This window comes from Achromobacter sp. RT286_PF, from assembly GCF_059760425.1.
Genome location: NZ_JCBAMR010000017.1, coordinates 58932 through 85873 on the forward strand (window position 1 = coordinate 58932; position 26942 = coordinate 85873).

At 64.3% G+C, this 26942-nt stretch carries 20 protein-coding genes; 9 read left to right on the plus strand and 11 right to left on the minus strand.

From position 1 onward, the window contains the following. Window positions 1-22: 22 nt before the first annotated feature. Window positions 23-1756, plus strand: a complete 1734-nt coding sequence (locus AC6LJY_RS15270; protein WP_498136292.1) for a SulP family inorganic anion transporter — start codon at window positions 23-25, stop codon at window positions 1754-1756. A gap of 34 nt (window positions 1757-1790) precedes the next feature. Here AC6LJY_RS15270 and AC6LJY_RS15275 read toward each other — a convergent pair whose 3' ends face one another. Further along, window positions 1791-2411, minus strand: coding sequence for a chorismate--pyruvate lyase family protein (locus AC6LJY_RS15275; protein ID WP_046806414.1), 621 nt, complete (start codon window positions 2409-2411; stop codon window positions 1791-1793). Window positions 2412-2467: 56 nt separating this feature from the next. On the opposite strand from AC6LJY_RS15275, the gene AC6LJY_RS15280 reads away from it, so the two are divergent. Then, entirely contained in the window at window positions 2468-3199 is a 732-nt protein-coding gene (locus AC6LJY_RS15280) for a pseudouridine synthase (RefSeq protein WP_046806415.1), read from the plus strand. Between the two features lie 110 nt (window positions 3200-3309). Here the strand turns inward: AC6LJY_RS15280 and AC6LJY_RS15285 are convergent, their stop codons facing one another. Then, window positions 3310-4215 (minus strand): LysR family transcriptional regulator, encoded by a 906-nt coding sequence (locus tag AC6LJY_RS15285; RefSeq protein WP_498136309.1) that lies wholly within the window; start codon window positions 4213-4215, stop codon window positions 3310-3312. A gap of 271 nt (window positions 4216-4486) precedes the next feature. On the opposite strand from AC6LJY_RS15285, the gene AC6LJY_RS15290 reads away from it, so the two are divergent. From AC6LJY_RS15290 to adeC, 3 genes are read left to right on the plus strand one after another with little or no spacing between them, the layout of a single operon-like run. Continuing rightward, window positions 4487-5662, plus strand: a complete 1176-nt coding sequence (locus AC6LJY_RS15290) for an efflux RND transporter periplasmic adaptor subunit (RefSeq protein ID WP_314364070.1) — start codon at window positions 4487-4489, stop codon at window positions 5660-5662. 14 nt (window positions 5663-5676) lie between these two features. Further along, entirely contained in the window at window positions 5677-8856 is a 3180-nt protein-coding gene (locus AC6LJY_RS15295; protein WP_120154964.1) for an efflux RND transporter permease subunit, read from the plus strand. Next, entirely contained in the window at window positions 8856-10343 is a 1488-nt protein-coding gene (gene adeC / locus AC6LJY_RS15300; RefSeq protein ID WP_314364051.1) for an AdeC/AdeK/OprM family multidrug efflux complex outer membrane factor, read from the plus strand. Before AC6LJY_RS15295 ends, adeC begins: the two co-directional genes overlap by 1 nt. A gap of 79 nt (window positions 10344-10422) precedes the next feature. On the opposite strand, the gene AC6LJY_RS15305 is transcribed toward adeC, so the two are convergent. Then, window positions 10423-10674, minus strand: a complete 252-nt coding sequence (locus AC6LJY_RS15305) for a GlsB/YeaQ/YmgE family stress response membrane protein (RefSeq protein ID WP_314364050.1) — start codon at window positions 10672-10674, stop codon at window positions 10423-10425. 136 nt (window positions 10675-10810) lie between these two features. Next, complete coding sequence (locus tag AC6LJY_RS15310; protein ID WP_498136293.1) at window positions 10811-11425, minus strand: SCO family protein; 615 nt, start codon at window positions 11423-11425, stop codon at window positions 10811-10813. 303 nt (window positions 11426-11728) lie between these two features. Between AC6LJY_RS15310 and AC6LJY_RS15315 the strand changes: the two genes are divergently transcribed. Further along, window positions 11729-12487: a methyltransferase domain-containing protein gene (locus tag AC6LJY_RS15315; RefSeq protein ID WP_498136310.1), complete on the plus strand. Its 759-nt coding sequence runs from the start codon at window positions 11729-11731 to the stop codon at window positions 12485-12487. Between the two features lie 229 nt (window positions 12488-12716). Here AC6LJY_RS15315 and AC6LJY_RS15320 read toward each other — a convergent pair whose 3' ends face one another. The 4 genes from AC6LJY_RS15320 to AC6LJY_RS15335 all read right to left on the minus strand — a co-directional run bounded on the left by AC6LJY_RS15320 (window position 12717) and on the right by AC6LJY_RS15335 (window position 18208). Then, a complete protein-coding gene (locus tag AC6LJY_RS15320) occupies window positions 12717-14783 on the minus strand; it encodes a M3 family metallopeptidase (RefSeq protein WP_498136294.1) in 2067 nt (688 codons plus the stop codon). A gap of 199 nt (window positions 14784-14982) precedes the next feature. Continuing rightward, window positions 14983-15834, minus strand: a complete 852-nt coding sequence (gene folD / locus AC6LJY_RS15325; RefSeq protein ID WP_046806423.1) for a bifunctional methylenetetrahydrofolate dehydrogenase/methenyltetrahydrofolate cyclohydrolase FolD — start codon at window positions 15832-15834, stop codon at window positions 14983-14985. Beyond that, window positions 15831-16457, minus strand: coding sequence for a response regulator transcription factor (locus AC6LJY_RS15330; protein ID WP_006219003.1), 627 nt, complete (start codon window positions 16455-16457; stop codon window positions 15831-15833). Before AC6LJY_RS15330 ends, folD begins: the two co-directional genes overlap by 4 nt. After that, window positions 16454-18208 carry a PAS domain-containing sensor histidine kinase gene (locus tag AC6LJY_RS15335; protein ID WP_006219004.1) on the minus strand — a complete coding sequence of 585 codons (1755 nt, stop codon included), beginning with the start codon at window positions 18206-18208 and terminating at the stop codon, window positions 16454-16456. The genes AC6LJY_RS15330 and AC6LJY_RS15335 overlap by 4 nt, the downstream gene beginning before the upstream one ends. Window positions 18209-18561: 353 nt before the next feature. Between AC6LJY_RS15335 and aceE the strand changes: the two genes are divergently transcribed. Genes aceE through lpdA form a run of 3 tightly spaced genes read left to right on the plus strand, consistent with a single transcriptional unit; the run spans window position 18562 to window position 24759 of the window. Then, a complete protein-coding gene (gene aceE, locus AC6LJY_RS15340; protein WP_046806424.1) occupies window positions 18562-21270 on the plus strand; it encodes a pyruvate dehydrogenase (acetyl-transferring), homodimeric type in 2709 nt (902 codons plus the stop codon). Window positions 21271-21282: 12 nt separating this feature from the next. Beyond that, window positions 21283-22959 carry a dihydrolipoyllysine-residue acetyltransferase gene (aceF, locus tag AC6LJY_RS15345; protein ID WP_498136295.1) on the plus strand — a complete coding sequence of 559 codons (1677 nt, stop codon included), beginning with the start codon at window positions 21283-21285 and terminating at the stop codon, window positions 22957-22959. A 12-nt stretch (window positions 22960-22971) separates the two neighbouring features. Beyond that, on the plus strand, window positions 22972-24759 hold the full coding sequence (gene lpdA, locus AC6LJY_RS15350) for a dihydrolipoyl dehydrogenase (protein WP_219992239.1): 1788 nt from the start codon (window positions 22972-22974) through the stop codon (window positions 24757-24759). A gap of 139 nt (window positions 24760-24898) precedes the next feature. On the opposite strand, the gene AC6LJY_RS15355 is transcribed toward lpdA, so the two are convergent. The 3 genes from AC6LJY_RS15355 to AC6LJY_RS15365 form a co-directional block, all read right to left on the minus strand. Continuing rightward, window positions 24899-25090, minus strand: a complete 192-nt coding sequence (locus tag AC6LJY_RS15355) for a putative motility protein (protein ID WP_046806427.1) — start codon at window positions 25088-25090, stop codon at window positions 24899-24901. Between the two features lie 207 nt (window positions 25091-25297). Beyond that, window positions 25298-26161 carry a hypothetical protein gene (locus AC6LJY_RS15360; RefSeq protein ID WP_498136296.1) on the minus strand — a complete coding sequence of 288 codons (864 nt, stop codon included), beginning with the start codon at window positions 26159-26161 and terminating at the stop codon, window positions 25298-25300. A gap of 274 nt (window positions 26162-26435) precedes the next feature. Next, window positions 26436-26936 carry an acyltransferase gene (locus AC6LJY_RS15365; RefSeq protein ID WP_498136297.1) on the minus strand — a complete coding sequence of 167 codons (501 nt, stop codon included), beginning with the start codon at window positions 26934-26936 and terminating at the stop codon, window positions 26436-26438. Window positions 26937-26942 lie beyond the last annotated feature (6 nt).

Here is a 26942-nt window from a genome sequence, read left to right on the forward strand (position 1 = left end):
CCGCGACGGACGGTTGCCCACCATGCCCGCATCCTCGCCCACGCCTGCCCCCGCCGACTCGGCGGTTACGCGCTGGATGCCCGGGCTGTCTGTACTACGGTCATATCAAGCGGCTTGGCTACCCAACGACCTGGCGGCGGGCCTGGCATTGGCCGCGATGCTGGTACCGGTGGGCATCGCCTATGCCGAGGCGTCGGGCGTGCCGGGCATCTACGGGCTTTACGCCACCATCGTGCCGCTGCTGGCCTATGCCATTTTTGGGCCGAGCCGCATCCTGGTGCTGGGGCCGGATTCGGCGCTGGCCGCGCCCATTCTTGCGGTGGTGCTGAGCGTGTCCGGGGGCGACCCCGTGCGCGCGGTGGCCGCGGCCAGCCTGATGGCCGTCATTGCCGGGCTGGTCTGCATTGTTCTGGGCTTGTTGCGCCTGGGGTTCATCACCGAACTGTTGTCCAAGCCCATACGCTATGGCTACATGAACGGCATTGCGCTCACCGTGCTTGTCAGCCAGCTGCCGAAATTGTTCGCCATTCCGATCGAAGGCGGCGGCCCCTTGCGCGAGCTGTGGCAATTGGGGCGGGCAGTGGCCGATGGCAAAACCAACGGGTATGCCTTCGCGGTAGGGGCGGCCAGTTTGGTGACGATCTTGCTGCTTAAGCGTTTTAAGCGCGTGCCCGGCATCTTGGTCGCCGTTGTCCTGGCCACATTGGCGGTCAGCATTTTTCGGCTGGATGTTCACGGCGTGAAAGTGCTGGGCGAGATCCCGCAGGGCTTGCCGACATTCACCTGGCCATGGCTGGATAACGCGGACTGGCTCACCATCATCGTCGGAGGCGGCGCGGTGGCGATGATTTCCTTCGCGGATACAAGCGTGCTGTCGCGAACCTACGCCGCGCGCACGCACTCCCATGTCGATCCGAATCAGGAAATGGTGGGCTTGGGCGTGGCCAACCTGGCGGCGGGATTCTTCCAGGGGTTTCCGATCAGCAGCAGCGCATCTCGCACGCCCGTGGCCGAAGCGGCGGGTGCGCGCACGCAGCTGACGGGCGTGGTCGGGGCGGCGGCCGTGGCGCTTTTGCTGTTGTTGGCGCCTGACCTGCTGCGCTACCTGCCCAACAGCGCGTTGGCCGCCGTGGTGATCGCCGCGGCCATCGGCCTGTTCGAAATCAAGGACCTGCGCCGTATCTACCGCATCCAGCAATGGGAGTTCTGGCTGTCGATGTTGTGCTTTGCCGGCGTGGCGGCGTTTGGGGCGATACCCGGCATCGGCCTGGCGGTTGTCATCGCCATCATCGAGTTTCTGTGGGATGGCTGGCGGCCGCATTTCGCGGTGTTGGGGCGTGTGCCCAACTTGCGCGGCTATCACGACTTGACGCGCTATCCAGATGCCGCACTAATCGATGGCCTGGTGCTGTTTCGCTGGGACGCGCCGCTATTCTTCGCCAATGCCGAGCTGTTTCAGCAACGGCTGTTGGAAGCCGTCGATGCCTCGCCCACGCCGGTGCGCCGGGTCGTGGTGGCGGCCGAACCCGTCACCAGCGTTGACGTGACCGCGGCGGACATGTTGCGCGAACTTGCCCAACATCTGTCCAAGGAAGGCGCGGCACTGCATTTTGCCGAGATGAAGGATCCGGTGCGGGACAAGCTCAAGCGCTTTGAGCTGGCGGAAATTTTTGGCGACGATCATTTCCATCCAACGGTGGAAAGCGCCGTGGAGCTTTATCTGGGCAAAACCGGCGCCGACGGTTGCGAGCAATAGCGCCAGGATATTCCCGCGTGGCTGGCGGCTACTGTTATCGCGCCGTGCGCTGATGCGGCACCAGCGGGGGCGTGGGCTGGCCGGCGATCACGTCCCAGAAGCCGGGCAGGAAGCACTCGGCCACCAGCAGCGGCTGGCCCTGGCGCCAGAAGACGGACCGTCTTGCCCACACGCGGTGGGCGTCTTGCGAGTGGCCGTCGGTGGGCAGCACGTCGCGCGCCGTGGCGTAGAACGGCACGGGCGAGGCCAGGCGGCGGCAGGCAAAGCGGGAACGGATGACGGTGCTGTCGTGATACAGCATGTCGGCCAGCGGCCGGGTCAGCAGGCGGCGCATGCCTTGCCACGCGCCATGCGACGCGCGTAGCGGCGTCAGGCTGCGGGCGGGCACGCTGTCCACGCCGTTCACCGACATCAGCACTTCGCGGATCCAGACCGGCGAGCCGGGCGCGATGCCCATGGCGCGGGCTTCGTCGGGCGGCGCGCCGTCGGCGTATTCGGCCAGCACGCGCAGGCGCACCTGGCCTACCTGGCGCAGGCCGGCGGTCAGGGCGCCGGGGCGAAACAGCCAGTGGCGCATGGCGGGGGGCAGGACGGGTGGCGCGACGGCCAGCCAGCCGGGAGCAAGCGGGGGGAGATGGGCGGCGGGTTTCATCATGGCTGCGTATTATGCCAAGCCCGAAGGGCGGCTCGCCAACGCATACAATACCGCCCATGGAAAAAGTACGAATCTCCAAGCTCATGTCCGAGCGCGGACTTTGCTCGCGCCGCGAGGCCGACAGCTATATCGAACGCGGCTGGGTCCGCGTGGACGGCGAAGTGGTGTCCGAACTGGGCGCCAAGGCGTTTCCGGATCAGGTCATCACGCTAGAGCGCGCCGCGCAGGCGCGCCAGACCTCGCGCGTGACCATCCTGATCAACAAGCCGGTGGGATATGTGTCGGGCCAGGCCGAAAAAGGCTATACGCCCGCCGTGGCGTTGATCGACTCGCGCTCGCGTTTTGCCGGCGACCGCCATCCGCAGCGCTTTGAACGCGCGCACCTGGACGGCCTGGCGGTGGCGGGGCGGTTGGACATCGATTCGCAAGGCTTGCTGGTGCTGACGCAAGACGGTCGCATCGCCAAGCACCTGATCGGCGAAGACTCCAGCGTGGACAAGGAATACCTGGTGCGGGTGCAGGGCGATTTGCCCGACCGTGGCCTGGAACTGCTGAATCACGGCCTGTCGTTGGACGGCAAGGCGCTGAAGCCCGCCCATGTGCGCTGGCAAAACCACGACCAGCTGCGCTTCGTGCTGCGCGAAGGCAAAAAACGCCAGATCCGCCGCATGTGCGAACTGGTCGGGCTGAAAGTCGTGGGCCTGAAGCGCGTGCGCATCGGGCGCGTGTCGCTGGGCGACCTGCCGCTGGGGCAGTGGCGGTATCTGCGCGACGACGAGGGCTTTTAATCCCACTATCGTTCAGCATCTAGTCAGCCTGGGCCCGCCCGGGCTGTTCTTTCTGGCCGACAAGTGAATTCGGGCGTCAGCAGATTTTTCAGTCTGTTTCGAACCTGCCGTTATTTCATGAAGGCGGGCGTATCCTTCGCTTGCCCGTTGCTGCCCAGGCGCTCCATCAGGAATTCGATGAAGATCCGGGTCTTGGCCGGCAGCAGCCGCGTCTCGGTCACGGCATAGACAGGAAAGGGGCCCAGTTGCCAGTCTGGCAACACGCGCCGCAACTGCCCTGATTGCTGTTCAGCCGTCTGGCCGCCCACCAGCACCGCGATGCCCGCGCCCAGCATGGCCAGCCGCCGCGCCATGGCGACGCCGTTGACCGAAAACCGGTTGCCCGGCGTGAATTCGATGTGCTGATCGCCGTTGCTGAGCGGCCATCGCGTCACGCGGCCCGCGCCTTCCGCGCGGAACTCAATGCACTCATGGCGAGTCAAGTCACTGGGATGTTTGGGTTCTCCTTGTTTTTCCAGGTAGTCGTGCGAGGCATACAGGTGGGCGGGCAGCATGCCCAGCAGCCGGGCGATTTGCGTCGAGTCGGGCAGGTCGCCGATTTCGATTGAGATATCGCAGGTCTGGAATACGCGCGAGGCGTGGTCCGGGTTTGCCAGGTCCAGGAAAAACGTGACGTCGGGATAGCGGCGGGAGAACTCCATGAACGATTCAGCCAGGAAGTCGGTGCCGAAATCCGCGGGCATGTTGACCCGCAGCGGCCCGGCCGGCGTGTCGACCAGCTTTTGCAGTTCTTCATGGGCGATCTGCGCCTCGGCCACGATGCGCTGGCAGCGTTCGAAGTACAGCCGCCCGGCATCGGTCAGCTCCACCTTGCGGGTGGTGCGGCTCAACAAGCGCAGCCCCACCGATTTTTCCAATTCGGCCACCTGGCGAGACAAGGTCGATTTAGGCACGCCCAGCGTTGCTGCAGCGCGGCTAAAACTACGTGTCTTGGCCACTTCGACGAAGAGTTCCATGCCTTGTAAGCGTTTCATGTCGAGATTCTTTCACAGACTTGGTGTGGGAAATTGTCCCATAAATGGAATGATGTTTTCTTTATCCGCCCCTTTGTTTCTGGGGCGGGATAACTCAGAATGCGGGTTCTGCAATGCAGCAATGCAATAAAGCCCTCTTGCGTTTTCAATGCCAATCCACCCATTCGATGCACAAGACCTCCCCCTTATCGTGGGCGGAGGCGGGCTCCTTTTTTGTCGGAAATCGGGAATATCTATGAATAAGAAAAGCGCTATGTGGCGCAGCGCGGCAGTGCTCACGCTGACGGCATCGGCTCTCACCCTGGCCGCTTGCGGCAAGAAACAAGACGCACCGCAAGCGGGCAAACCGCAAGTGACCGTGGTGACCCTGACCACGCAACCCGTTTCCCTGACCACCGAACTGCCGGGCCGCACGTCCGCGTTCCGCGTGGCCGAAGTGCGGCCCCAGGTGAACGGCATCGTGCAAAAGCGCCTGTTCACCGAAGGCGGCGAGGTCAAGGCCGGCCAGCAGCTCTATCAGATCGACCCGGCGCTGTACCAAGCCAGCCTCGACAGCCAGAAGGCTGCGCTGGCCCGCGCCCAGGCGCAGCAGAAGACGGCCGCCTTGCTGGCCGAACGCTACAAGCCGCTGGTGGCCACGCGCGCCGTCAGCCAACAGACCTACGACAACGCCGTGGCGTCGCGCGACCAGGCGGCGGCCGATGTGCTGTCGGCCAAGGCCGCGCTGGATACGGCGCGCATCAACCTCGTCTACACCAAGGTGCTGTCGCCCATCGACGGCATCATCGGCCGTTCCGCGGTGACCGAAGGCGCGCTGGTCACGGCCAACCAGACCGCCGCCCTGGCGTCGGTGCAGCAGATTGACCCGATCTACGTCGACGTGACGCAGTCCAGCGTGCAGCTGCTGCGCTTGCAGGACGCGCTGGCCAGCGGCCAGCTGAAGAGGGCCGATGGCGAACAAGCCGCGCTGGTGTCGCTGACCCTGGAAGACGGCTCGCAATACAAGCAGACCGGCAAACTGCAATTCTCGGAAGTCACGGTGGACCAGGGTACGGGTTCCATCACGTTGCGCGCGGTGTTCCCCAACCCCGACCGGCGCCTGTTGCCCGGCATGTTCGTGCGCGCGCGGCTGGCTGACGGCGTGGCCGCCGACGGGCTGCTGGTGCCGCAACGCGGCGTGACGCGCAACCAGCGTGGCCTGCCGACGGCGCTTGTCGTCAATGACAAGAACCAGGTCGAGCTGCGCCAACTGACGACCGACCGCGCCATTGGCGACAAGTGGCTGGTTACCGACGGCCTGGCCGCCGGCGACAAGGTGATCGTGGAAGGCTTGCAAATGGTGCGTCCGGGCGTCGAAGTCGTCGCTACCGAGGCTGGCGCCAACGCACAGCAGCCGCAGGCGGCCAATGCCGCCCCGGCCAAGCAGTAATCAGGGAGCCTTGCATGGCAAAGTTTTTTATCGATAGGCCGGTATTCGCGTGGGTGATCGCGATCGTGCTGATGATGGCCGGTGCGCTGTCCATCCTGCAATTGCCGGTCTCGCAGTACCCCAACATCGCCCCGCCGGCGATCGGCATCGCGGTGACCTACCCGGGTGCGTCCGCGCAAACCGTGCAGGACACCGTGGTGCAGGTCATCGAACAGCAGATGAACGGGCTGGACGGCTTGCAGTACATCTCGTCGGAAAGTAATTCCGACGGCAGCATGTCCATCACGCTGACGTTCAAGCAGGGCACCAACCCGGACACGGCGCAGGTGCAGGTGCAGAACAAGCTGGCGCTGGCGCAGCCTTTGTTGCCGCAGGAAGTGCAGCAGCAGGGCATCCGCGTCACCAAGGCCACGAAGAACTTCCTGATCGTGGCGGGCTTCGTGTCCACCGACGGCACGATGACCAAGGACGACCTGGCCGACTACGTGGCCTCGTACGTACAGGACCCCATCAGCCGCACGCAAGGCGTGGGTGACTTCCAGCTGTTCGGCTCGCAGTACGCGATGCGGATCTGGCTGGACCCGGCCAAGCTCGTGAACTACGGGCTGACCACGGTGGACGTGGTGACGGCGATCAAGGAACAGAACGTGCAGGTGTCGTCCGGCCAGCTGGGCGGCTTGCCGTCCGTGCGCGGGCAGCAACTGAACGCCACCATCATCGGGCCGTCGCGCCTGGAGAAGCCGGAAGACTTCGGCCGCATCCTGCTCAAGGTCAATGCCGATGGCTCGCAAGTGCGTCTGGGCGATGTCTCGCGCATTGAACTGGGTGGGCAGACCTACGCCATCGACAGCTTCTACAACGGCAAGCCCGCCTCGGGCCTGGCGATCAAGCTGGCCCCGGGCGCCAACGCGCTGGACACGGCGCAGGCGGTGCGCGACACCATCAACAACCTGAAGCCGTACTTCCCGCCGGGCATGGACGTCGTCTATCCGTACGACACGACGCCGTTCGTCAGCCTGTCGATCCATGAAGTGTTCAAGACGCTGGTCGAAGCCATCATCCTGGTCTTCCTGGTGATGTACCTGTTCTTGCAGAACTTCCGCGCCACCATCATCCCCACGCTGGCCGTGCCGGTGGTGTTGCTGGGTACGTTCGGCGTGCTGGCCGCGTTCGGTTATTCCATCAACACCTTGACGATGTTCGGCATGGTGCTGGCCATTGGCCTGTTGGTGGACGATGCGATCGTGGTGGTGGAAAACGTGGAGCGGGTGATGGCCGAAGAGGGCTTGACGCCCAAGCAGGCCACGCGCAAATCCATGGGCCAGATCACGGGCGCGCTGATCGGTATTGCCATGGTGCTGGCCGCCGTGTTCATCCCGATGGCGTTCTTCGGCGGCTCCACCGGCGTGATCTACCGCCAGTTCTCGATCACGATCGTGTCCTCGATGGTGTTGTCGGTGCTGGTTGCCATCGTGTTCACGCCAGCCTTGTGCGCCACCTTGCTCAAGCCGATCCCCAAGGGCCATCACGGTACGAAGAAGGGTTTCTTCGGCTGGTTCAACCGCTCGTTCGAGCGCAGCAGCAACGGCTATGCCAATACAGTCGCGCGCGGGCTGAACCGCACCAAGCGGCTGATGATCGTGTACCTGGCGTTGGTCATTGCCATGGGCTGGCTGTTCACGCGTATTCCCACGGCCTTCCTGCCGGCCGAGGACCAGGGCATCTTGTTCGCCCAGATCCAGACGCCCGCCGGCGCCACCGCCGAAGCCACCAAGGCCGTTATCGACGACGCGACCAAGTACCTGCTGACCGAGGAAAAGGACGCCGTGACATCGGTGTTCGCGGTCAACGGCTTTAACTTCGGCGGCCGTGGCCAGAACGCGTCCATCCTGTTCATCAAGCTGCGCGACTGGGAAGAACGCGGCGACGCCAGGCTCAAGGCCGGCGCCGTGGCGGCACGCGCCAACGCGCACTTCGGCAAGACCGAGCGCCGCGCGCAACTGTTCGTGGTGCCGCCGCCGTCCGTGATGGAATTGGGCAACGTCACCGGCTTTGACTTCCAGCTGATGGACCGCGCCGGCGTGGGCCATGAAAAGCTGCTTGCCGCGCGCAACCAGCTGCTGGGCGAAGCCGCAAAGAGCCCGGTGCTGGTGGGCGTGCGTCCCAACGGCATCGAAGACGCACCGCAGTACCAGCTGGATATCGACCGCGAAAAAGCGCGTGCGCTGGGCGTGGCCGTGTCGGACATCAACAGCACGCTGGCCACGGCGTGGGGGTCGTCGTACGTCAACGACTTCATCGACCGGGGCCGCGTGAAGAAGGTGTTCGCGCAGGGCGAGGCGTCCTCGCGCATGCTGCCGGAAGACCTGAACAAATGGTACGTGCGTAACAACGCGGGCGACATGGTGCCGTTCTCGGCGTTCTCGAAAGCCACGTGGAGCTTCGGCCCGCAAAAGCTGAACCGCTATAACGGCGTGCCGTCCTACAACATCCAGGGCCAGGCGGCGCCGGGTTATAGCTCGGGCGCGGCCATGGAAGAAATGGAAAAGCTGGCGGCTAAGCTGCCGGTGGGCGTGGGCTTTGAATGGACGGGACTGTCGTTCGAAGAACGCCTGTCCGGTTCGCAGGCCCCGGCGCTGTACGCCATTTCGTTGATCGTGGTGTTCCTGTGCCTGGCCGCGTTGTATGAAAGCTGGTCCATCCCGACGGCGGTGATGCTGGTGGTGCCGCTGGGCATTATCGGCGTGCTGCTGGCGACGCTGGCACGCGGCCTGTCCAACGACGTGTACTTCCAGGTGGGGCTGTTGACCACGGTGGGGCTGGCGGCCAAGAACGCGATTCTGATCGTGGAATTTGCCAAGGAACACTTCGAGTCCGGCGCAAGCCTGACGGAGTCGGCCATCCACGCCGCCCGCCAACGCTTGCGCCCCATCCTGATGACGTCGCTGGCGTTCATCCTGGGCGTGACGCCGCTGGCGATTTCGTCGGGCGCCGGTTCGGGCAGCCAGAACGCCATCGGCACGGGCGTGATCGGCGGCATGCTGACCGGCACGTTCCTGGCCATCTTCTTTGTTCCGGCCTTCTTCGTCATCATGCTGCGCGTGTTCAAGGTCAAGCGCATGAGCGAAAACCAAGACAAGCACGACACCAGCGCCAACGGCTCGCAGGAAGTGTCCGCCGAAGGACAACCGTAATGAAACTTCAGATGAGAACCTTGTTGTCTGTTTCCCTGGCGGCGGCCCTGGCGGGCTGCTCGCTGGCCCCGACCTACGAACGGCCCGACGCGCCCGTCAGCGCCAACTATCCCACCGGTGATGCCTACAAGGCCGATGGCTCGCAGCTGGCGCAGGGCATGTCCACCGCCGACGTCGGCTGGCGCGACTTCTTCAGCGACCCGCTGCTGCAACAGCTGATCGAACTGTCGCTGGCCAACAACCGCGACCTGCGCGTGGCCGCGTTGAACGTGGAGGCGGCGCGTGCGCAGTACCGTATCCAGCGCGCTGACCTGCTGCCCAGCGTGGGCGTGGCCGGCAAGGAAACCGCGCAGCGCACGCCGGCCGACCTGTCGCCCAGCGGCAGCGCGACCACCAGCCACAACTACCAGGTGGGCGCCGCACTGTCGGCCTGGGAACTGGACCTGTTCGGCCGCATCCGCAGCCTGAGCGACCAGGCGCTGGAGTCTTATCTGGCGCTGGACGAAACGCGCACGGCCACGCAGCTGACGCTGATTGCCGAAGTGGCCAACGCCTACCTGACCTTGCGCGCCGACCAGGAATTGCTGGGCCTGACGCGTGACACGCTAAAGAGCCAGGAAGATTCGTTCAAGCTCACGCAGCAAAGCTACGACCAGGGGCTGTCCACGGCGCTGGACCTGAGCCAGGCGGAAGTGTCGCTGCGCACGGCCCAGCGCAACCTGTCGCAATACACGCGTCAGGCCGCGCAGGACCGCAATGCGTTGACGCTGCTGGTGGGCCAGCCGATGTCGCCGGAAATGGTGGCGGCGCTGGACCAGGCCGTAAAGCTGGATGACGGCATGTTGCCCACGACCTTGCCGGCCGGCTTGCCGTCGGATCTGTTGGCGCGCCGCCCGGACATCCGCGCGGCCGAACATCAGCTCAAGGGCGCCAACGCCAACATCGGCGCGGCGCGCGCGGCGTTCTTTCCCACCATCAGCCTGACCGGCCAGGCGGGCACCGCCAGCGCCAGCCTGGGCGGCTTGTTCGAAGGCGGGTCGGGCGCATGGAGCTTCGTGCCGCAGATCACCGTGCCGATCTTCGCCGGCGGTTCGCTGCAAGCGAATCTGGATTTGGCCAAGGTGCAGAAGAACATCCAGGTGGCGCAGTACGAAAGGTCCATTCAGACGGGCTTTCGTGAAGTGGCCGACGCCTTGGCCGGGCGCGGCACACTGGACGACCAGATCCAGGCGCAGCGCCTGCTGGTGGACGCCAACCAGCGCGCCTACGACGTGTCGGACCAGCGTTTCCGCCAGGGCATCGACGACTACCTGAGCGTGCTGGATTCGCAGCGTTCGCTGTACACATCGCAGCAAGCGCTGGTGGATACGCGGCTGGCGCGGCTGTCCAACTTGGTTACCTTGTACAAGGTGCTGGGCGGCGGTTGGACCGAGCGCACGGTCACGGCTACGACCGCGCAGGGGTCGGGCGCGGGCGCAGGTTCGTAACCGCAACGGACTCGCCAAAAACAAAACGGGCCGATCGAAAGATCGGCCCGTTTTTTATTGATGCTTGCCTGGCAGGGCGTCAGGTGCGCTTGCGGGCGATAAGGCCAACCACGAACAGCACGATGATGGCGCCCACAACCGAGGCGATCCAGCCAGCCGGTTCGCCCTCTGCGTACCAACCCATCGTCTGACCCAGGAAACCGGCAACCACGGCGCCGACGATACCCAGGATGGTGGTCATGATGATCCCCATGTTCTGGTCTCCGGGCATGATGGCGCGGGCGATCAAGCCCACGATGAACCCGACGATGATCATGATGATAATGCTCATGCGCATACTCCTTGCTTTATTAAAAGGGGGCGATGTGCACTGATGATACTCACGCTTTTTGGGGGGCGGCTGTAACAACTGGTATGTGGCGCGGCCATGCAACAAGTCGGGCAACCGGGCCTGGATGGTGTCCGGATCAGGAGGTAATGTCGATCAGTTGGGCGACGTCCTTGGTCAGCGCCGAGACGCTGTCGGTGTCAGACGCCAGCAGCCGCGCGTGGCCGTCCTTGTCGAAAATGTATACGCCACGGCTGTGCGTGACCTCGTACATATCGGCGTCGTCGCCCGGGCGCGGCTTTTCAATCTGGTAGGCCACGCGGTAGCGCCGAGCCAGGTCGGCGATCTGTTTTTCGTCGCCCGTCACGCCGATGGCGTTGTTGTTGAAGGCGTTGACGTAGGCTTGCAGGATGTCGGACGTGTCGCGGTGCGGGTCGACGCTGACGAACACGATGCGCACGTTCTCGGCCTTGTCGCCCAGGTTTTGCAGCACGGCCGTCAACTGCGCCATGGTGGTGGGGCAGATGTCCGGGCAGCTGGCGTAGCCGAAGAACAGCATGACCGTCTTGCCCTTCAGGTCGTCGCTGCTGATGGTCTTGCCGCCCGCGCCGGGCAGCGAGAATTTCAGGTCGGGCAGATGCCCCTTGACGTTGTACAGCGTCCAGTCCACGTTCCGATCGCCGCAGGCGGCAAGAAACACGCAAAGGGCCAACAGCAGACCACGCCAGGCGCGGCCGGTAATGAGGTGTCGCATGAGTCTCAGGAAAGGCCGAAAGAGTTGTAGGAGCAATCCGTCCCGGATCAAGCCGGTCAAACCCGTTGATTCTACCCGCATGGATGCGGCGGGCCGGCGGCCGGCCAGGGGCGGAGGGCGTTGGGCGCCCCCGGTTCTTGTCCTGGCGCAAACATCCGCGTCGGCTTCGGGCCGCGGGTCGATTTGTGAAGCTTTGTGGGGAGTGTGTTTGAGATGTCGCAAAGTCATTCCATCGACGATGCGCGCGGTCTATATTCAGAGCCTCGTCAGTAACGCAGCTACAGGAAGGTCCTGAACGTGGATATGGCATCCGGCACGGCAATTCGTTATCCGTTGTTCCCGTATTACCCCGCAGTGGTCGACATCCTGCATAACCGCAACGCCGGCCGCGTGCTGGACGCGCCCTGCGGAACAGGCTGGCTGGGCGATATGCTCTCGGCCCAGGGCAGCCGGCAAATTGCCGTGGACGGCGTAGGCCTGTGGGAATTCCCGCCCGCCGACGCCGGCTATCAGTCAGTCACCGAGCACGATCTGGACACGCCCCTGAAGGTGGACACCGCCTATGACGCGGTGGTGTGCTGCGAGGCGATCCACCTGATGACCAACCCGGGCGTGCTGGCGCAGAGCCTGTACCAGGCGCTGCGGCCGGGCGGCACCTTGATCGTCACCACGCCGAATACGTGGTATCTGCGGTCCCGGTGGCAATTTCTGATGCGCGGCTTTCATTCCGGCTTTCGCCCCATGGTGGGCAAGCAGCGCGGCGTGGATTACATCGCGTATTTTCCGTTCAGCTTTCCGCAACTGCACCTGCTGCTGACGCATTACGGCTACACGGACATTACGCTGCACGAAGTCAACGAGCCCAAGCCCAAGCGCATGATCGAGCGTCTGCTGGCCGTGCCGTCGCGCCTGTATTACCGAGGCCGGGTGAAGGGGGCCGAGAACGAAGACGTGCGTCAATTCTGGAAGCAGGCCGGGTCGGATCAATCGGTGTATGGACGCTGGCTGGTGGTGTCGGCGCGTCGTCCGGACGAGCCGGTGCCTGCGCAGACGCAGGCGTAGGTGACGAGGAAAGGCGAAGCGAAGTCGAAACCGAAGTCGAAGTCGAAGTCGAAACCGAAGTCGAAGTCGAAGTCGAAGTCGAAGTCGAAGTCGTAGCCGTAGGCGCAGGCGCAGGCGCAGGCGCAGGCGCAGGCGCAGGCGCAGGCGCAGGCGCAGGCGCAGGCGCAGGCGCAAAAAAGCCCGCAGCGGATTGCAACCGCTGCGGGCTTTTTTGCGCGGGGCAGGGCGATCAGCTGCCGCTCATTCCACTGTGACGCAGCAGGGCGTCGATGCGAGGCTCTCGGCCGCGGAACGCGGCGAACGATTCAGCCGCCGGGCGCGAGCCGCCCACGGCCAGCACTTCGCGCCGGAAGCGCGCGCCGGTTTCCGGGTCCAGCGTGCCCAAGGGGTTGCCCGGCTGCTTGGCCGCTGCTTCCTCGAAGGCCTCGTACGCGTCGGCCGACAGCACTTCCGCCCACTTGTAGCTGTAGTAGCCCGCGCCGTAGCCGCCGGCGAACAGGTGCGAAAACGCGTGCGGCAGACGATGCCAGGACGGCGGGAACAGCACGGCCACTTCCTGGCGCACTTCCTGCAACAGCGCCAGCACTTCCGTAATGGTGGCGCCCTTGGGGCGGTCGTGCATCAACATGTCGAACAGGGCAAATTCGATCTGGCGCACCGCCTGCATGCCGCTTTGGAAGTTGCGCGCGGCGACCAGGCGGTCGTAAAGCGCGCGCGGCAGCGGTTCACCGGTGTCCACGTGCGCCGACAGCTTTTGCACCACGGCCCATTCCCAGCAGAAGTTCTCCATGAACTGCGACGGCAGTTCGATGGCATCCCATTCAACGCTGGCGAAGGCCGCCGCGCCGGGTTCGTCCACCTCGGACAGCAGCGCGTGCAGCGCATGGCCGGTTTCGTGGAACAGCGTGATGACGTCGTCGTGCGTGAGCACGGCGGCGCGGTCGCCGTTGGGGCGCGAGAAGTTGCAGGTCAGGTAGACCACGGGCGTTTGCACGTGGCCGGCGACGACGCGGCGGGCGCGTTCGCTGTCGACCCAGGCGCCGCTTTGCTTGCCCGAGCGGGCATACAGGTCCAGGTACAGATAGCCGATCAAGCCGCCATCCGCGCGCTCGACGCGAACGCCGCGCGCGTCGCTGTGCCAGGTGGAGACGGGCGTTTCGGTCAGGCGCACGTCGAACAGTTTTTCGATGACGTCGAACAGGCCGGCCAGCACACGCGGTTCGGTGAAGTACTGCTTCACTTCGTCTTCGGAATAGGCATAGCGCGATTCGCGCAGGCGTTCCGAAGCAAAGGCCACGTCCCAGGGTTGCAGCTCGTCCGGGCCCAGTTCGCCCGTGGCGTAGGCCTTGAGCTCGGCCAGGTCGCGTTGCGCAAACGGTTTGGCGCGGGCGGCCAGGTCACGCAAAAAGACGGTGACTTCGCCGGCGTCGCGCGCCATGCGGGTCTGCAAGCGCAGCGAGGCGTAGGTGCCCAGGCCCAGCAGGCCGGATTCTTCGGCGCGCAGCGACAGCAGCTCTTCGATCAGGGGGGAATTGTCGAACTTGGCATCGCCTTGTTCGGATGCCACGGTGCCGTAGCCGCGATACAGCGCTTCGCGCAGCGTGCGGTCTTGCGCGTACTGCATCACGGGCAGGTAGCAGGGCATTTTCAGGGTCAGCTTCCAGCCCGTCTTGCCGTCTTCTTCGGCGGCGGCGCGGGCGGCGGACAGCACATCGGCCGGGATGCCGGCCAGGCGCGATTCATCGTCCACCAGCAGCGACCAGGCGTCGATGGCGTCCAGCACGTTCTCGGAAAACTTCTGCGACGCCTGCGCTTCGCGGTCGGAGATCTGCGCGTAGCGTTCGCGGTCGGCGCCTTGCAATTCCACGCCGCTTAAGCGGAAGTCGCGCAGCGCCATGTCGACGATGCGGCGGCGCACGGGCGACCACGATGCAAAGTCGGGCGCGGCGGCCAGACGCTGGTATTGCTGGTACAGGCCTTCGTGCAGCCCGACCCAGGTTGAAAATTCGGTGATCAACGGCAGCGCGGCGTTATAGGCTTCGCGCAGTTCGGGCGTGTTGACGACAGCGTTCAAGTGGCCGGCCACCGACCAGGCGCGCCACAGGCGTTCAGAGGCGGTGTCCAGCGGTTCCACCACGGCTTCCCAGGTGGGCGCCAGCGCGGCATCGGCGGCGTGGTCCACGGCCTTGCGGGCGATGCCCAGCAGTTCTTCCACGGCCGGCACGATGTGCTCGGGCTTGACGGCCGCGTAGTCGACCAGATCGGAAACGGGGGCAAGCAAGGGGTTCTGGGTCATGGTGTTACCGGGATCGGGAGGTGAAAAGGCGGGGCGGACCTAGCACGGTGCCGAAAGAGGGCACGCGGGGCCGCAAAGACATAAGGATCAGATAGGGACGATCCGCCCGAAAGCAAGGGCAGTCAAGCCCACATGCGGCAAGGGCAACGCGCAGCCGTTGGCGGCCTGCGCATTGCCCTTGTGATGGGTCTGAAACGTGTCAGCCCGCCGCGCGTTCGGCGGCTTCGACCGTGTTGACCAGCAGCATGGCGATGGTCATGGGGCCCACGCCACCCGGCACGGGCGTGATGGCGCCGGCAACTTCCTTGGCGGACGCGAAGTCCACGTCGCCGCACAGCTTGCCGTCTTCGCCACGGTTGATGCCCACGTCGATGACCACGGCGCCGGGCTTGATCATCGAACCGTCGATCATGCCGGGCTTGCCGGTGGCCACCACCAGGACGTCGGCGCGGCGGGTCTGGGCCGCCAGGTCGCGCGTCTTGGAATTGCAGATGGTGATGGTGGCGCCGGCGGCAAGCAGCAACATGGCCATCGGCTTGCCGACGATGTTGCTGGCGCCGACGATCACCGCTTCCGCGCCGCGCAGCGTCACGCCTTCCGATTCCAGCATCTTCATCACGCCGTAGGGCGTGCAGGGGCGGAACAGCGGCTGGCCGGTCATGAGCAGGCCGGCGTTGCTGATGTGAAAGCCGTCCACGTCCTTCTCGGCCGAGATGGCTTCGATGACCTTGTGGGCATCCATGTGCTTGGGCAGCGGCAACTGCACCAGGATGCCGTGGATGGTGGGGTCCTGGTTCAATACGGCGATGCGGGCCAGCAGTTCGGCCTCGGTCATGTCGGCCGGGTACTGTTCCTTGACGGAATGCAGGCCGGCTTTTTCGCAGGCGGCAACCTTGTTGCGCACGTAAACCTGGGACGCGGGGTCCGCGCCCACCAGCACCACCGCCAAGCCGGGGCGGGTGCCCTTGGCCGCCAGGGTGGCGACGCGCTGGGCGACTTCTTCACGAATGCGCAGCGACAGGGCCGCGCCGTCAATAATCCTGGCGGTCATGCATGCGCCTCGGGTTTGGCCAAGGCCACTTTCATCAAATCAGCAACGGTAGTCACTTCCAGTTTTTCCATAATGTTGGCGCGGTGCGCCTCGACGGTCTTGATGCTGATGCCCAGGTCGTCGGCAATCTGCTTGTTCAAGCGGCCGGCGACGATGCGCTCCAGCACCTGCTGCTCGCGCGCGGTCAGGCGTGCCAGCATGGCTTCGTGGTCCTTTTGGGCCTGGTGCTTGGACACGCGCTGCGTGGCTTGCTCAAGCATGCGCGCAACGATCTCGCGCAGGTCCGATTCGTTGAAGGGCTTTTCCAGGAAGTCGACGGCGCCTTTCTTCATCGTGGAAACGGCCATGGGCACGTCGCCGTGGCCAGTGATGAAGACGATGGGCAGCGGCGCGTTGCGGGCGATAAGCTGCTCCTGGAGTTCCAGGCCGCTCATGCCGGGCATGCGCACGTCGGCGATCAGCACGCCGATCTGGCTGGCGTCGTAGTCTTCCAGGAAGGATTCGCCGCTGGCATAGGCGCGAACGCGATAGCCATTGGCTTCCAACAGCCAGCGCAGCGAATCGCGGACCGCTTCGTCGTCGTCAACTATGAATACCGTGCTCGACAGGTGGGGCGTGTTCATGCGTGCAACTCCTCGGACTGATCATTCTGGGCCTGCGGCTGGGAAGCAGCGCAGGGCAGGGTAAAGCGGAAAATAGTACCGCCAGCGGGGTTGGGGTCCGCCCACAGGCGGCCATGGTGCGATTCAATAATGGTACGGCAGATGTTCAGCCCCATGCCCAGGCCCTGGGTCTTGGTGCTGAAGAACGGTTCGAACAGGCGTTCGGGCTCGGCCAGGCCATGGCCGCGGTCCACCACGGCCACTTCTATATGTTGCTCGTGCAGGATCACGGCGACTTTCAATTCGTCCGATTCGCTGTTTTCCATGGCTTCCAGCCCGTTCTTGAGCAGGTTCAACAGCACCTGTTCGATCAGGATGGGGTCGGCCAGGACGTCAGGCGCATTCGACGGTACGAAGCTGTCGATGCGGATGCGGCGCTTGCGGGCGTCGATTTCGGCAAAGCCGATGGCGTTGTCGACAATGCGGCCTATGGCCACGCGTTGGCGGCGCGGCTCGCTGCGCTTCACGAATTCGCGGATGCGGCTGATGATCTTGCCCGCGCGTTCGGCCTGCGACGCGGCTTTTTCCAGCGCGGGCAGCAGCATGTTGGGGCTGGTGTGGCCGGCCTTGACCAAGGCCACCGCGCCCATGCTGTAGTTGGCGATGGCCGTCAGCGGCTGGTTCAGTTCGTGCGCCAGCGACGAGGCCATTTCGCCCATCGTCGTCAGGCGGCTGGTCAGCTGGATCTTTTCCTGCTGCACGCGGGACGCTTCTTCGTGGCCACGGCGCTCGGTGATGTCGCGCGCCACCTGCATGCGCACGCGGCGGCCGTCCGTCCAGGCCAGCATGCGGTGGTGCACTTCAAACCAGCGCTGCACCGACGGCGCGAACACTTCCACGGATTCATCGGTGAAGCGGCCACGGCGGCCGGCCAGCAATTCGTCGTGGCCGCCCGTCTGCGCGCCGAATACGCGGCGATAGGTGCGGTTGGCAAACAGCAGTTCCAGGCCGTCGTGGGTGTCCGCCGTGACCGAGATGGCGTCGTCCAGGCCTTCCAGCACGGTCATGAAGCGTTCGTGCGCGGCGGTCAGGGCTTCGCGGATGCGCTTGGGTTCGGTGATGTCGGTCATCGACGTCATCCAGCCGATCTGGTTGCCGTTCGGGTCCAGCAGCGGCGACACATACATGCGCGCGGTGAAGCGCGACCCGTCGCGGCGTTGCGCTTCCACTTCCAGGCCGCTGCTGGGCGTCTTGCCCGACATCAGCACGTCCAGCGTGTGCTGGTGTTGTTCATGGCGGCCGGGCACCCAATAAGGAAAGGGCGGGCTGCGGCCGATCAGGTCGGCTTCGTTCCAGCCGATCATGCGGCAGAACGCGGGGTTCACGTAGGCGATGCGGCCTTCCATATCCAGCACGCGCATGCCAGTGGACATGGAATTTTCCATGGCGCGGCGAAAGCCGGTCTCGGCGATGAGCGCGGCTTCGGCGGTGGATCGAAAGCGGGTATAGCGCCACAGCATCAACAGGCTGATGACGATCACGCAGGACAATGCCAGCACCACCCATATCAGGCGCTGCTGGCGCATTTCCTGGTCGATCGTCACAAACATGACGCTATCGTCATGAATGCGTTGCAGCCAGAAGAACACCCCCATCACACAGATGTACAGGATCAGCACCATGGCAGGCGTGACCCAATACACGCCGCGGCGGCGAGTGCGGGCGTGATCGTGGAACGGCGTAGGAATATTGGACTTGGGCGCGCTGGACATGGAATTCGGGCCAGATAGACCGCGCATTTTAGTGCGTGTTGGGCGGGAATTGCCGGGAATCAAGCCCTGCTTTTGGCCTAGGCCATAAAAAGACGCGTCAGAGGCCGTTCAGCGGATGGTCAACATTTCGCATTATGAAATGCCGTACCGCAACATGAAATTTTCCTTGCGACCGGTTAATCTTCTTTCTTAGAATGCCGGCTGATAGGGAACCGACCCAAAGCAGGTCTCTAGAAAAACACCCCGACCCATGCCTGACATGGTAGCCCGGATGATCCCGGCTACCATGCAGAGTCCGCGAGTTGAACCATCAAGCGGGTGTGGTCACGACGAACCCCAACAGGAGACACACGATGTCCTCTTTCGCCCAGGCTGGCGCCCCGCAGGCTGCCAACGACGAAGACACCCTTGAAACCCAGGAGTGGCTCGAAGCCCTGGCGGCAGTCCTTGATCGCGAAGGGCCGCAGCGCGCGCACTACCTGCTGGAACGCCTGATCGACGAAGCGCGTCGTTCGGGTGCCCACATCCCGTTCTCGCCGAATACCGCTTACGTCAACACGATTCCGCCGGGCCTGGAGCCCGCGCATCCGGGCAACCTGGAACTGGAAACGCGTATCCGCTCGTATGTGCGCTGGAACGCCATGGCCATGGTCGTCAAGGCCAACAAGCACAACCCGCCGGACGGCGGCGACCTGGGCGGCCACATCGCATCGTTTGCCTCGCTGGCCACCATGATCGGCTGCGGCCAGAACCACTTCTGGCACGCCGAAGACGAAAACCACGGCGGTGACCTGGTCTACTTCCAGGGCCACACGTCGCCCGGCATGTACGGCCGCGCCTACCTTGAAGGCCGCCTGACCGAAGAACAACTGAACCACTTCCGCCAGGAAGTGGACGGCAAGGGCCTGTCGTCCTACCCGCACCCGAAGCTGATGCCGGATTTCTGGCAATTCCCGACGGTGTCGATGGGCCTGGGCCCGCTGATGGCCATCTATCAAGCCCGTTTCCTGAAGTACCTGCACGCCCGCGGCATTGCCGACACCAGCAACCGCAAGGTCTGGGTATTCTGCGGCGACGGCGAAATGGACGAGCCGGAATCGCTGGGCGCCATCGCCCTGGCCGCGCGCGAAAAGCTCGACAACCTGATCTTCGTGGTGAACTGCAACCTGCAACGCCTGGACGGTCCGGTGCGCGGCAACGGCAAGATCATCCAGGAACTGGAAGGCGACTTCCGCGGGTCGGGCTGGAACGTCATCAAGCTGATCTGGGGCGGTTACTGGGATCCGCTGCTTGCGCACGACAAGGAAGGCATCCTGCGCCAGATCATGGAAGAAACCGTGGACGGCGAGTACCAGGCATACAAGGCCAACGACGGCAAGTTCGTCCGTGAACATTTCTTTGGCAAGCACCCCAAGCTGCTGGAAGCCGTCTCGCGCATGAGCGACGAAGACATCTGGCGCCTGAACCGTGGCGGCCACGACCCGCACAAGGTGTACGCCGCGTTCGACGCCGCCACCAGCCACACCGGGCAACCCACCGTCATCCTGGCCAAGACCATCAAGGGCTACGGCATGGGCCACGTGGGTCAGGCCAAGAACCCGACCCACCAGCAAAAGAAGCTGGAACTGGAATCCATCCGCGAATTCCGCGATCGCTTCGGCATCCCGATTCCGGACGACAAGCTGGAAGACCTGCCGTACTTCAAGCCGGCCGAAGATTCGCCCGAAATGAAGTACCTGCACGAGCGCCGCGCCGCGCTGGGCGGCTATCTGCCGCGCCGTCGCGCCAAGGCCGACGAGCAGCTCAAGGCCCCCGCGCTGGACGCCTTCAAGGCCGTGCTGGAACCCACTGCCGAAGGCCGTGAAATTTCCACCACCCAAGCTTTCGTGCGCATCCTGAACCAGGTGCTGCGCGACAAGGAACTGGGTCCGCGCGTGGTGCCGATCCTGGCCGACGAATCGCGTACCTTCGGTATGGAAGGCCTGTTCCGCCAGATCGGCATCTATGCGCCGGAAGGCCAGAAGTACATCCCGGTCGATAAGGACCAGGTCATGTACTACAAGGAGTCGGCCGACGGCCAGCTGCTGCAGGAAGGCATCAACGAAGCGGGCGCAATGAGCTCGTGGATCGCGGCGGCCACGTCGTATTCCTCGAACAACCGCATCATGATTCCGTTCTTCATCTACTACTCGATGTTCGGGTTCCAGCGCATTGGCGATCTGGCCTGGGCGGCGGGCGACATGCAGGCGCGCGGCTTCCTGTTGGGCGGCACTGCCGGCCGCACGACGCTGAACGGCGAAGGCTTGCAGCACGAAGACGGCCACAGCCACATCCTGGCGTCCACCATCCCGAACTGCGTGTCGTACGATCCGACGTTCGGCCATGAGCTGGCCGTGATCATCCAGCATGGCTTGAAGCGCATGGTGGAAGACCAGGAAAACGTCTATTACTACCTGACGGTGATGAACGAAAACTACCCGCAGCCCGGTCTGACCCAGGGCGACGAGGAAGGCATCATCAAGGGCATGTACAAGCTGAAGACGCACGGCAAGGGCAAGAACCGCGTGCAGCTGATGGGCTCGGGCACGATCCTGCGCGAAGTCATGGCGGCGCAGGAACTGCTGGACGCCGACTGGGGCGTGGCATCGGATCTGTGGAGCGTCACCAGCTTTACCGAACTGCGCCGCAACGGCCTGGACGCCGAGCGCCACAACATGCTGCACCCCGACGAAAAGAAGCCGCAAGTGGCTTACGTCACGGAACAGCTGGCCAAGACGGAAGGCCCGATCATCGCGTCGACCGACTACATGAAGCTCTTTGCCGACCAGATCCGTCCGTTCGTGCCCAAGGGCCGCGAATACAAGGTGCTGGGCACCGACGGTTTCGGCCGCTCGGACTTCCGCGCCAAGCTGCGTGAGCACTTCGAAGTGGATCGCCACTTTGTCGTGGTCGCCGCGCTGCGCGCACTGGCAGACGAAGGCAAGGTTCCGATGGCCAAGGTGGCGGAAGCCATCAAGAAGTACGGCATCAATCCGAACAAAGCCAACCCGCAATACGCCTGAGGGTAAAGAGACATGAGCAACATCGTGCAAATCAAGGTTCCCGATATCGGCGACTTCAAGGAAGTGGAAGTCATTGAGGTGTTGGTGGCAGTGGGCGACACGATCAAGGCCGAACAAAGCCTGATCACCGTCGAGTCCGACAAGGCGTCGATGGAAATTCCCGCGTCGCAAGGCGGCGTGGTGAAGTCCATCTCTGTGAAGGTGGGCGACAAGGTTGCCGAAGGCGCGGTCGTGCTGGAAGTGGAAGCCGAAGCCTCGGACGCCGCTCCGGCCGCCAAGGAAGAGGCCCCTAAGGCCGCTGCCAAGGAAGCACCGAAGCAGGCTGCTGCTGCCGCGCCTGCTGCCAAGGCGCAAGCCGCGGCGCCGGCCGCCAGCAGCGGCCCGGTCAATATCGAAGTGCCGGACATCGGCGACTTCAAGGAAGTGGAAGTCATCGAAGTGATGGTCGCCGTGGGCGACACCATCAAGGCCGAGCAAAGCCTGATCACCGTGGAGTCCGACAAGGCCTCGATGGAGATTCCGGCCTCGCAAGGCGGCGTGGTCAAGGAAGTGAAGGTCAAGGTGGGCGACAAGGTTGCCAAGGGTTCGGTGGTGGTCGTCGTTGAAGGCGACGCCGGCGCTGCCCCTGCTGCCAAGGCTGAAGCCCAGCCGGAAGCCAAGGCCGAAGCCAAGACCGAAGCGAAAGCAGAGTCCAAGGCTGAAGCGCCCGCCGCCGCCCCTGCGTCGCGCCCGGCACCCGCCGCCGCGCTGGAAGACCCCAACCTGAAGCCGGGCCAACTGCCCCACGCGTCGCCGTCCGTGCGCAAGTTCGCGCGCGAGCTGGGCGTGAACCTCAGCAAGGTCAAGGGTTCGGGTCCCAAGGAACGCATTACCGCCGACGACGTGCGCGGTTTCGTCAAGCAGGCGCTGGCCGCTGCACCGGCTGCCGCAGCCGGCGGTTCGGCCGATGGCGCTGCGCTGGGCCTGTTGCCGTGGCCCAAGGTCGACTTCACCAAGTTCGGCCCGATCGAAGCCAAGCCGCTGTCGCGCATCAAGAAGATTTCCGGCGCGAACCTGCACCGCAACTGGGTCATGATCCCGCACGTCACCAACAACGACGAAGCGGACATCACCGACCTGGAAGCGCTGCGCGTCACGCTGAACAAGGAAAACGAGAAGTCGGGCGTCAAGGTCACGATGCTGGCCTTCCTGATCAAGGCCGTGGTTGCCGCCTTGAAGAAATTCCCCGAGTTCAACGCGTCGCTGGACGGCGACAACCTGGTGCTCAAGCAGTACTACCACATCGGTTTCGCTGCCGACACGCCCAACGGGCTGGTCGTGCCGGTGATTCGCGACGCCGACAAGAAGGGCATCTTGCAGATCGCGCAAGAAATGACTGACCTGTCCAAGAAGGCGCGCGACGGCAAGATCTCGCCCGCTGAAATGCAGGGCGGCTGCTTCTCGATTTCGTCCTTGGGCGGTATCGGCGGCACGTCGTTCACGCCGATCATCAACGCGCCCGAAGTGGCCATCCTGGGTGTGTCGCGTTCCGCGCACAAGCCCGTCTGGGACGGCAAGCAGTTCGTGCCGCGCCTGATGGTGCCGCTGTCGCTGTCGTACGACCACCGCGTCATCGACGGCGCCTCCGCTGCCCGCTTCAACGCCTATCTGGGCGCCTTGCTGGCCGACTTCCGCCGCATCGCGCTGTAAACGGGGAGCCCTATGAGCAATACCGTTCAAATCAAAGTGCCGGACATCGGCGACTTCAAGGAAGTGGAAGTCATCGAAGTGCTGGTCGCCGTGGGCGACACGATCAAGGCCGAACAAAGCCTGATTACCGTTGAGTCGGACAAGGCGTCGATGGAAATCCCCGCGTCGCAAGGCGGCGTGGTGAAATCCATTGCGGTCAAGGTGGGCGACAAGGTTGCCGAAGGCGCGGTCGTGCTGGAAGTGGAGGCGGCGGACGCCGCCGCTGCGCCGGCCGCCAAGGACGCACCCAAGGCCGCCGAGGCACCCAAGCAAGCTGCGGCTGCTGCGGCGCCTGCCCCGAAGGCCGCGACGCCTGCCCCGGCGGCGGCAACCTTCAAGGGTTCAGCCGACGGTGAATACGACATGCTGGTGCTGGGCGCGGGCCCCGGCGGCTATTCCGCCGCCTTCCGCGCGGCCGACCTGGGCCTGTCCGTGGTCCTGGTCGAGCGCTACGCCACGCTGGGCGGCGTCTGCCTGAACGTGGGCTGCATTCCGTCCAAGGCGCTGTTGCACAACGCTGCGGTCATCGACGAAGCCCGCGAGCTGGCTGCCCACGGCATCAGCTTTGGCGAGCCCAAGATCGACCTGGACAAGCTGCGCGGCTACAAGGACAGCGTGGTCGCCAAGCTGACCGGCGGCCTGGCCGGCATGGCCAAGGCTCGTAAGGTCACCGTGGTGACGGGCGTGGGCGAATTCGCCGATGCCAACCACCTGACCGTGACGTCGGCCGACGGCAAGAGCCAGACGCTGCGCTTCAAGCAAGCCATCATCGCCGCCGGCAGCCAGTCGGTGAAGCTGCCCTTCATGCCCAAGGACGACCGCGTCGTCGACTCCACCGGCGCATTGCTGCTGCGTGAAGTACCCAAGAAGATGTTGATCGTGGGCGGCGGCATCATCGGCCTGGAAATGGGCACGGTGTACTCCACGCTGGGCGCCCGCCTGGACGTCGTCGAAATGCTGGACGGCCTGATGCAAGGCGCCGACCGCGACCTGGTCAAGGTCTGGCAAAAGAAAAACGCCTACCGCTTCGACAACATCATGTTGAAGACGAAGACCGTGGGCGCCGAAGCCAAGAAAGACGGCATCTACGTCACGTTCGAAGGCGAGGGCGCGCCCAAGGAACCGCAACGCTACGACCTCGTTCTGCAAGCCGTGGGCCGCAGCCCCAACGGCAAGAAGATCGGCGCCGACAAGGCCGGCATCGCCGTGACCGACCGCGGTTTCATCGAGGTCGATCGCCAGATGCGCACCAACGTGCCGCACATCTACGCCATTGGCGACATCGTCGGCCAGCCGATGCTGGCGCACAAGGCCGTGCACGAAGGCCACGTGGCAGCGGAAGCCGCCGCCGGCCAGAAGTCGTTCTTTGACGCCCGCGTCATCCCGTCGGTGGCCTACACCGATCCGGAAGTGGCATGGGTGGGCCTGACCGAAGACGAAGCCAAGAAGCAAGGCATCAAGATCGAGAAGGGCGTGTTCCCGTGGGCCGCCTCCGGCCGCGCCATCGCCAACGGCCGCGACGAAGGCTTCACCAAGCTGATTTTCGACGCGGAAACGCATCGCATCCTGGGCGGCAGCATCGTGGGCACCCACGCTGGCGACCTGATCAGCGAACTGGCCCTGGCCGTGGAAATGGGCGCCGACGTCGTCGACATCGCCAAGACCATCCACCCGCACCCGACGCTGGGTGAATCGGTGGGCATGGCGGCGGAAGTGGCGGAAGGCGTCTGCACGGACTTGCCGCCGATGAAGAAGAAGTAATTGCCGGTGGGGCGGCTTGGCCGCCTCACGCAAGCCACGCAACGGCAAACAAAAAGCGCCGGCCCTGTTCAGGGTCCGGCGCTTTTTTTATCGGCGGGCCGCGCAGGTGGGCGGCGCCGCGGGGCTGAACGCGTGCGCGTCAGGCCTGGGTATTGATGCGCGAACCCAGCGTGCTATCAATCGCCATCGGCGCCACGGATTGCATCAACGTTGCGACCGTATCGGCTTGCGCGTTCAGCGCCTTCTTAAGCACGGTGGCCTGCACTTCCTGGACCACATTCGCGTCCTTCAAAGCCAGCGCGGTGTTGACGGTGTTGTTGATGGAATCCATGGTTGTGTCCTTGTAGAGGAAAGCGTGTGGCAGGCAAGACGGCTAAGCCGACGCGGCCTGGCCAAAAGAAACATGTCGCATTATTACGCAGGTTTGCGGTTTTGGTGAAAAGAATTGTCGGTGTTTTGCGTGGCCGGGATGTGACAGCTTGGGGGCGTGATTGCATCCCTAATCAAGGTAGGGATAACAAACCCAGGCTGATCAAAGTCAGGGTTGGGCAGGACATTCCTTGACGACGCCCCAGCCCTGGTTCGGCTCGCAAAACTGCCTGCGTGCTTCCCAGGCGCAATCCGGACGTTCAAAAAAGCCCAGCTCAGCGCAACGCGCCAATTCGCCCTGCAAGGTGTCAACCCAGGCCAAGGGGTTAACAGCCGGAATCTCCGTGATGCGCAGCGTGGACTTCGGCGTGGATGATGTCGCGGGTGATGCGGCGCTTGGCGTGGTGTTGGATGCGCCGATTGTCGCTCCGTTCAGCGCTTCGTTCGACGACGGTTCCTCATGCGGCACAGGCGTCACCTCGGCAGGCATCGCGTCCGGGGACGGCGTGGGCTGCGCGTTTGGGGCCGGTACAGGCGTTGATCCCGTCGTCTCCCAATCGCTGGGGGCGTCGTCGGTGGCCTGGAGCGGCAAACGTGTCAGCGGGACGCGCCCCGAGTTGGCAGAGGTCGTGCCTGGACCGGTGATGCCATTGTTCGGCGCGTTCCACGAGACCACAAGCAGCACCAGCGCGGCATAGATGGCCAAGGTGTACAGCACGGTCAAGGTAGCGGAACCGACCCGGCGCCCGGTAATCGGCGCGTCATCGTCACGGCCCAACAAGGCGCGCCAGCCAACCAGCGCGGCGCCTGGCGCGGAAATAAGCGCCCAGCCGATGCGACGTATACAGCTCGGCTCGGGCTGTGGGGGCGGCGGCGGTGCAATGGCCTGCACCTGGGCGGCCAGCAATTCGCGCAACGCGCGGTTCTCTTCACGCAGACGCCGGGTCTGCGCATCATCGACCGGTGCCGTGGCATCAGGATCCGTCGTGCTGTCATGCTGCGTAGCGAAAGGATCGGGTGGCGTGGCGGTCATGGGGCTGAAAAATATAGATACAAAGCGGTGCGACGGCAATTATGAAGGAAGCAGCAAGTACCTCAAAAGGGGAATAGCGTGGAAAAAGTGCGGTTTGGTGAGGATTGGGCGTGGTGGCCGGTTGGATGAGGGCGGCTGGGCCCGTCGGAGCGCGGCGTGGCCCCAAGGGCGGAGCGAACCTAGGGGACCGCGTGGACCGAGGGGACGGTGCATGTGGCATCCTGGGTCGCCTGGAGCGAAGGGAAGATTGGCCGCACTACGCGGCCACACCCATTCAAGCGCCGCTATCTTCGCGCCAGCCCAGCACCGTCATCGGGTTACCGCCCTGTATCGAGAATGCCGCGACTTCGCCGCGCACAATCGTGCCCGCCGCAATCACGCAGCCCTGGCGCAGGATCGCCCCATCCAGTAACACGCAGTTGGCGCCGATCCAGACGTCGTCTTCAATCACGATGCCGCCCTTGCTGGGACGAAACCCCTGTTCACGGATCGGCAAGTCACGGCGGCGGAACTCGTGGTTGGCGGGAGCGAACGTGCAGTTCGCCGCAACCGCCACGCGCGCGCCCATGCGGATGCCGTTGCCGGTGTAAAGCACGCAGCCGGAATTGATGACGCATTCCGGCCCGATCTCAACATCACCCGATCCGCCGGCTGGCTTGATCTTGACGAAGGAATCCACCATGGCCCTGGGGCCGACCACAATGCGCGTGCCGCGCGTGGAATCCTCGATGTCGGCAAGCGGCGACACGCGCGCGGTGGGATCGATCAGAATCACAATGCC

Bases quoted from the DNA above. Each gene is read 5' to 3' on its own strand.
- AC6LJY_RS15270 (WP_498136292.1), top strand. From the start codon at position 23: ATGCCCGCATCCTCGCCCACGCCTGCCCCCGCCGACTCGGCGGTTACG.
- AC6LJY_RS15275 (WP_046806414.1), bottom strand. From the start codon at position 2,411: ATGATGAAACCCGCCGCCCATCTCCCCCCGCTTGCTCCCGGCTGGCTG.
- AC6LJY_RS15280 (WP_046806415.1), top strand. From the start codon at position 2,468: ATGGAAAAAGTACGAATCTCCAAGCTCATGTCCGAGCGCGGACTTTGC.
- AC6LJY_RS15285 (WP_498136309.1), bottom strand. From the start codon at position 4,215: ATGGAACTCTTCGTCGAAGTGGCCAAGACACGTAGTTTTAGCCGCGCT.
- AC6LJY_RS15290 (WP_314364070.1), top strand. From the start codon at position 4,487: ATGTGGCGCAGCGCGGCAGTGCTCACGCTGACGGCATCGGCTCTCACC.
- AC6LJY_RS15295 (WP_120154964.1), top strand. From the start codon at position 5,677: ATGGCAAAGTTTTTTATCGATAGGCCGGTATTCGCGTGGGTGATCGCG.
- adeC (WP_314364051.1), top strand. From the start codon at position 8,856: ATGAAACTTCAGATGAGAACCTTGTTGTCTGTTTCCCTGGCGGCGGCC.
- AC6LJY_RS15305 (WP_314364050.1), bottom strand. From the start codon at position 10,674: ATGAGCATTATCATCATGATCATCGTCGGGTTCATCGTGGGCTTGATC.
- AC6LJY_RS15310 (WP_498136293.1), bottom strand. From the start codon at position 11,425: ATGCGACACCTCATTACCGGCCGCGCCTGGCGTGGTCTGCTGTTGGCC.
- AC6LJY_RS15315 (WP_498136310.1), top strand. From the start codon at position 11,729: ATGGCATCCGGCACGGCAATTCGTTATCCGTTGTTCCCGTATTACCCC.
- AC6LJY_RS15320 (WP_498136294.1), bottom strand. From the start codon at position 14,783: ATGACCCAGAACCCCTTGCTTGCCCCCGTTTCCGATCTGGTCGACTAC.
- folD (WP_046806423.1), bottom strand. From the start codon at position 15,834: ATGACCGCCAGGATTATTGACGGCGCGGCCCTGTCGCTGCGCATTCGT.
- AC6LJY_RS15330 (WP_006219003.1), bottom strand. From the start codon at position 16,457: ATGAACACGCCCCACCTGTCGAGCACGGTATTCATAGTTGACGACGAC.
- AC6LJY_RS15335 (WP_006219004.1), bottom strand. From the start codon at position 18,208: ATGTCCAGCGCGCCCAAGTCCAATATTCCTACGCCGTTCCACGATCAC.
- aceE (WP_046806424.1), top strand. From the start codon at position 18,562: ATGTCCTCTTTCGCCCAGGCTGGCGCCCCGCAGGCTGCCAACGACGAA.
- aceF (WP_498136295.1), top strand. From the start codon at position 21,283: ATGAGCAACATCGTGCAAATCAAGGTTCCCGATATCGGCGACTTCAAG.
- lpdA (WP_219992239.1), top strand. From the start codon at position 22,972: ATGAGCAATACCGTTCAAATCAAAGTGCCGGACATCGGCGACTTCAAG.
- AC6LJY_RS15355 (WP_046806427.1), bottom strand. From the start codon at position 25,090: ATGGATTCCATCAACAACACCGTCAACACCGCGCTGGCTTTGAAGGAC.
- AC6LJY_RS15360 (WP_498136296.1), bottom strand. From the start codon at position 26,161: ATGACCGCCACGCCACCCGATCCTTTCGCTACGCAGCATGACAGCACG.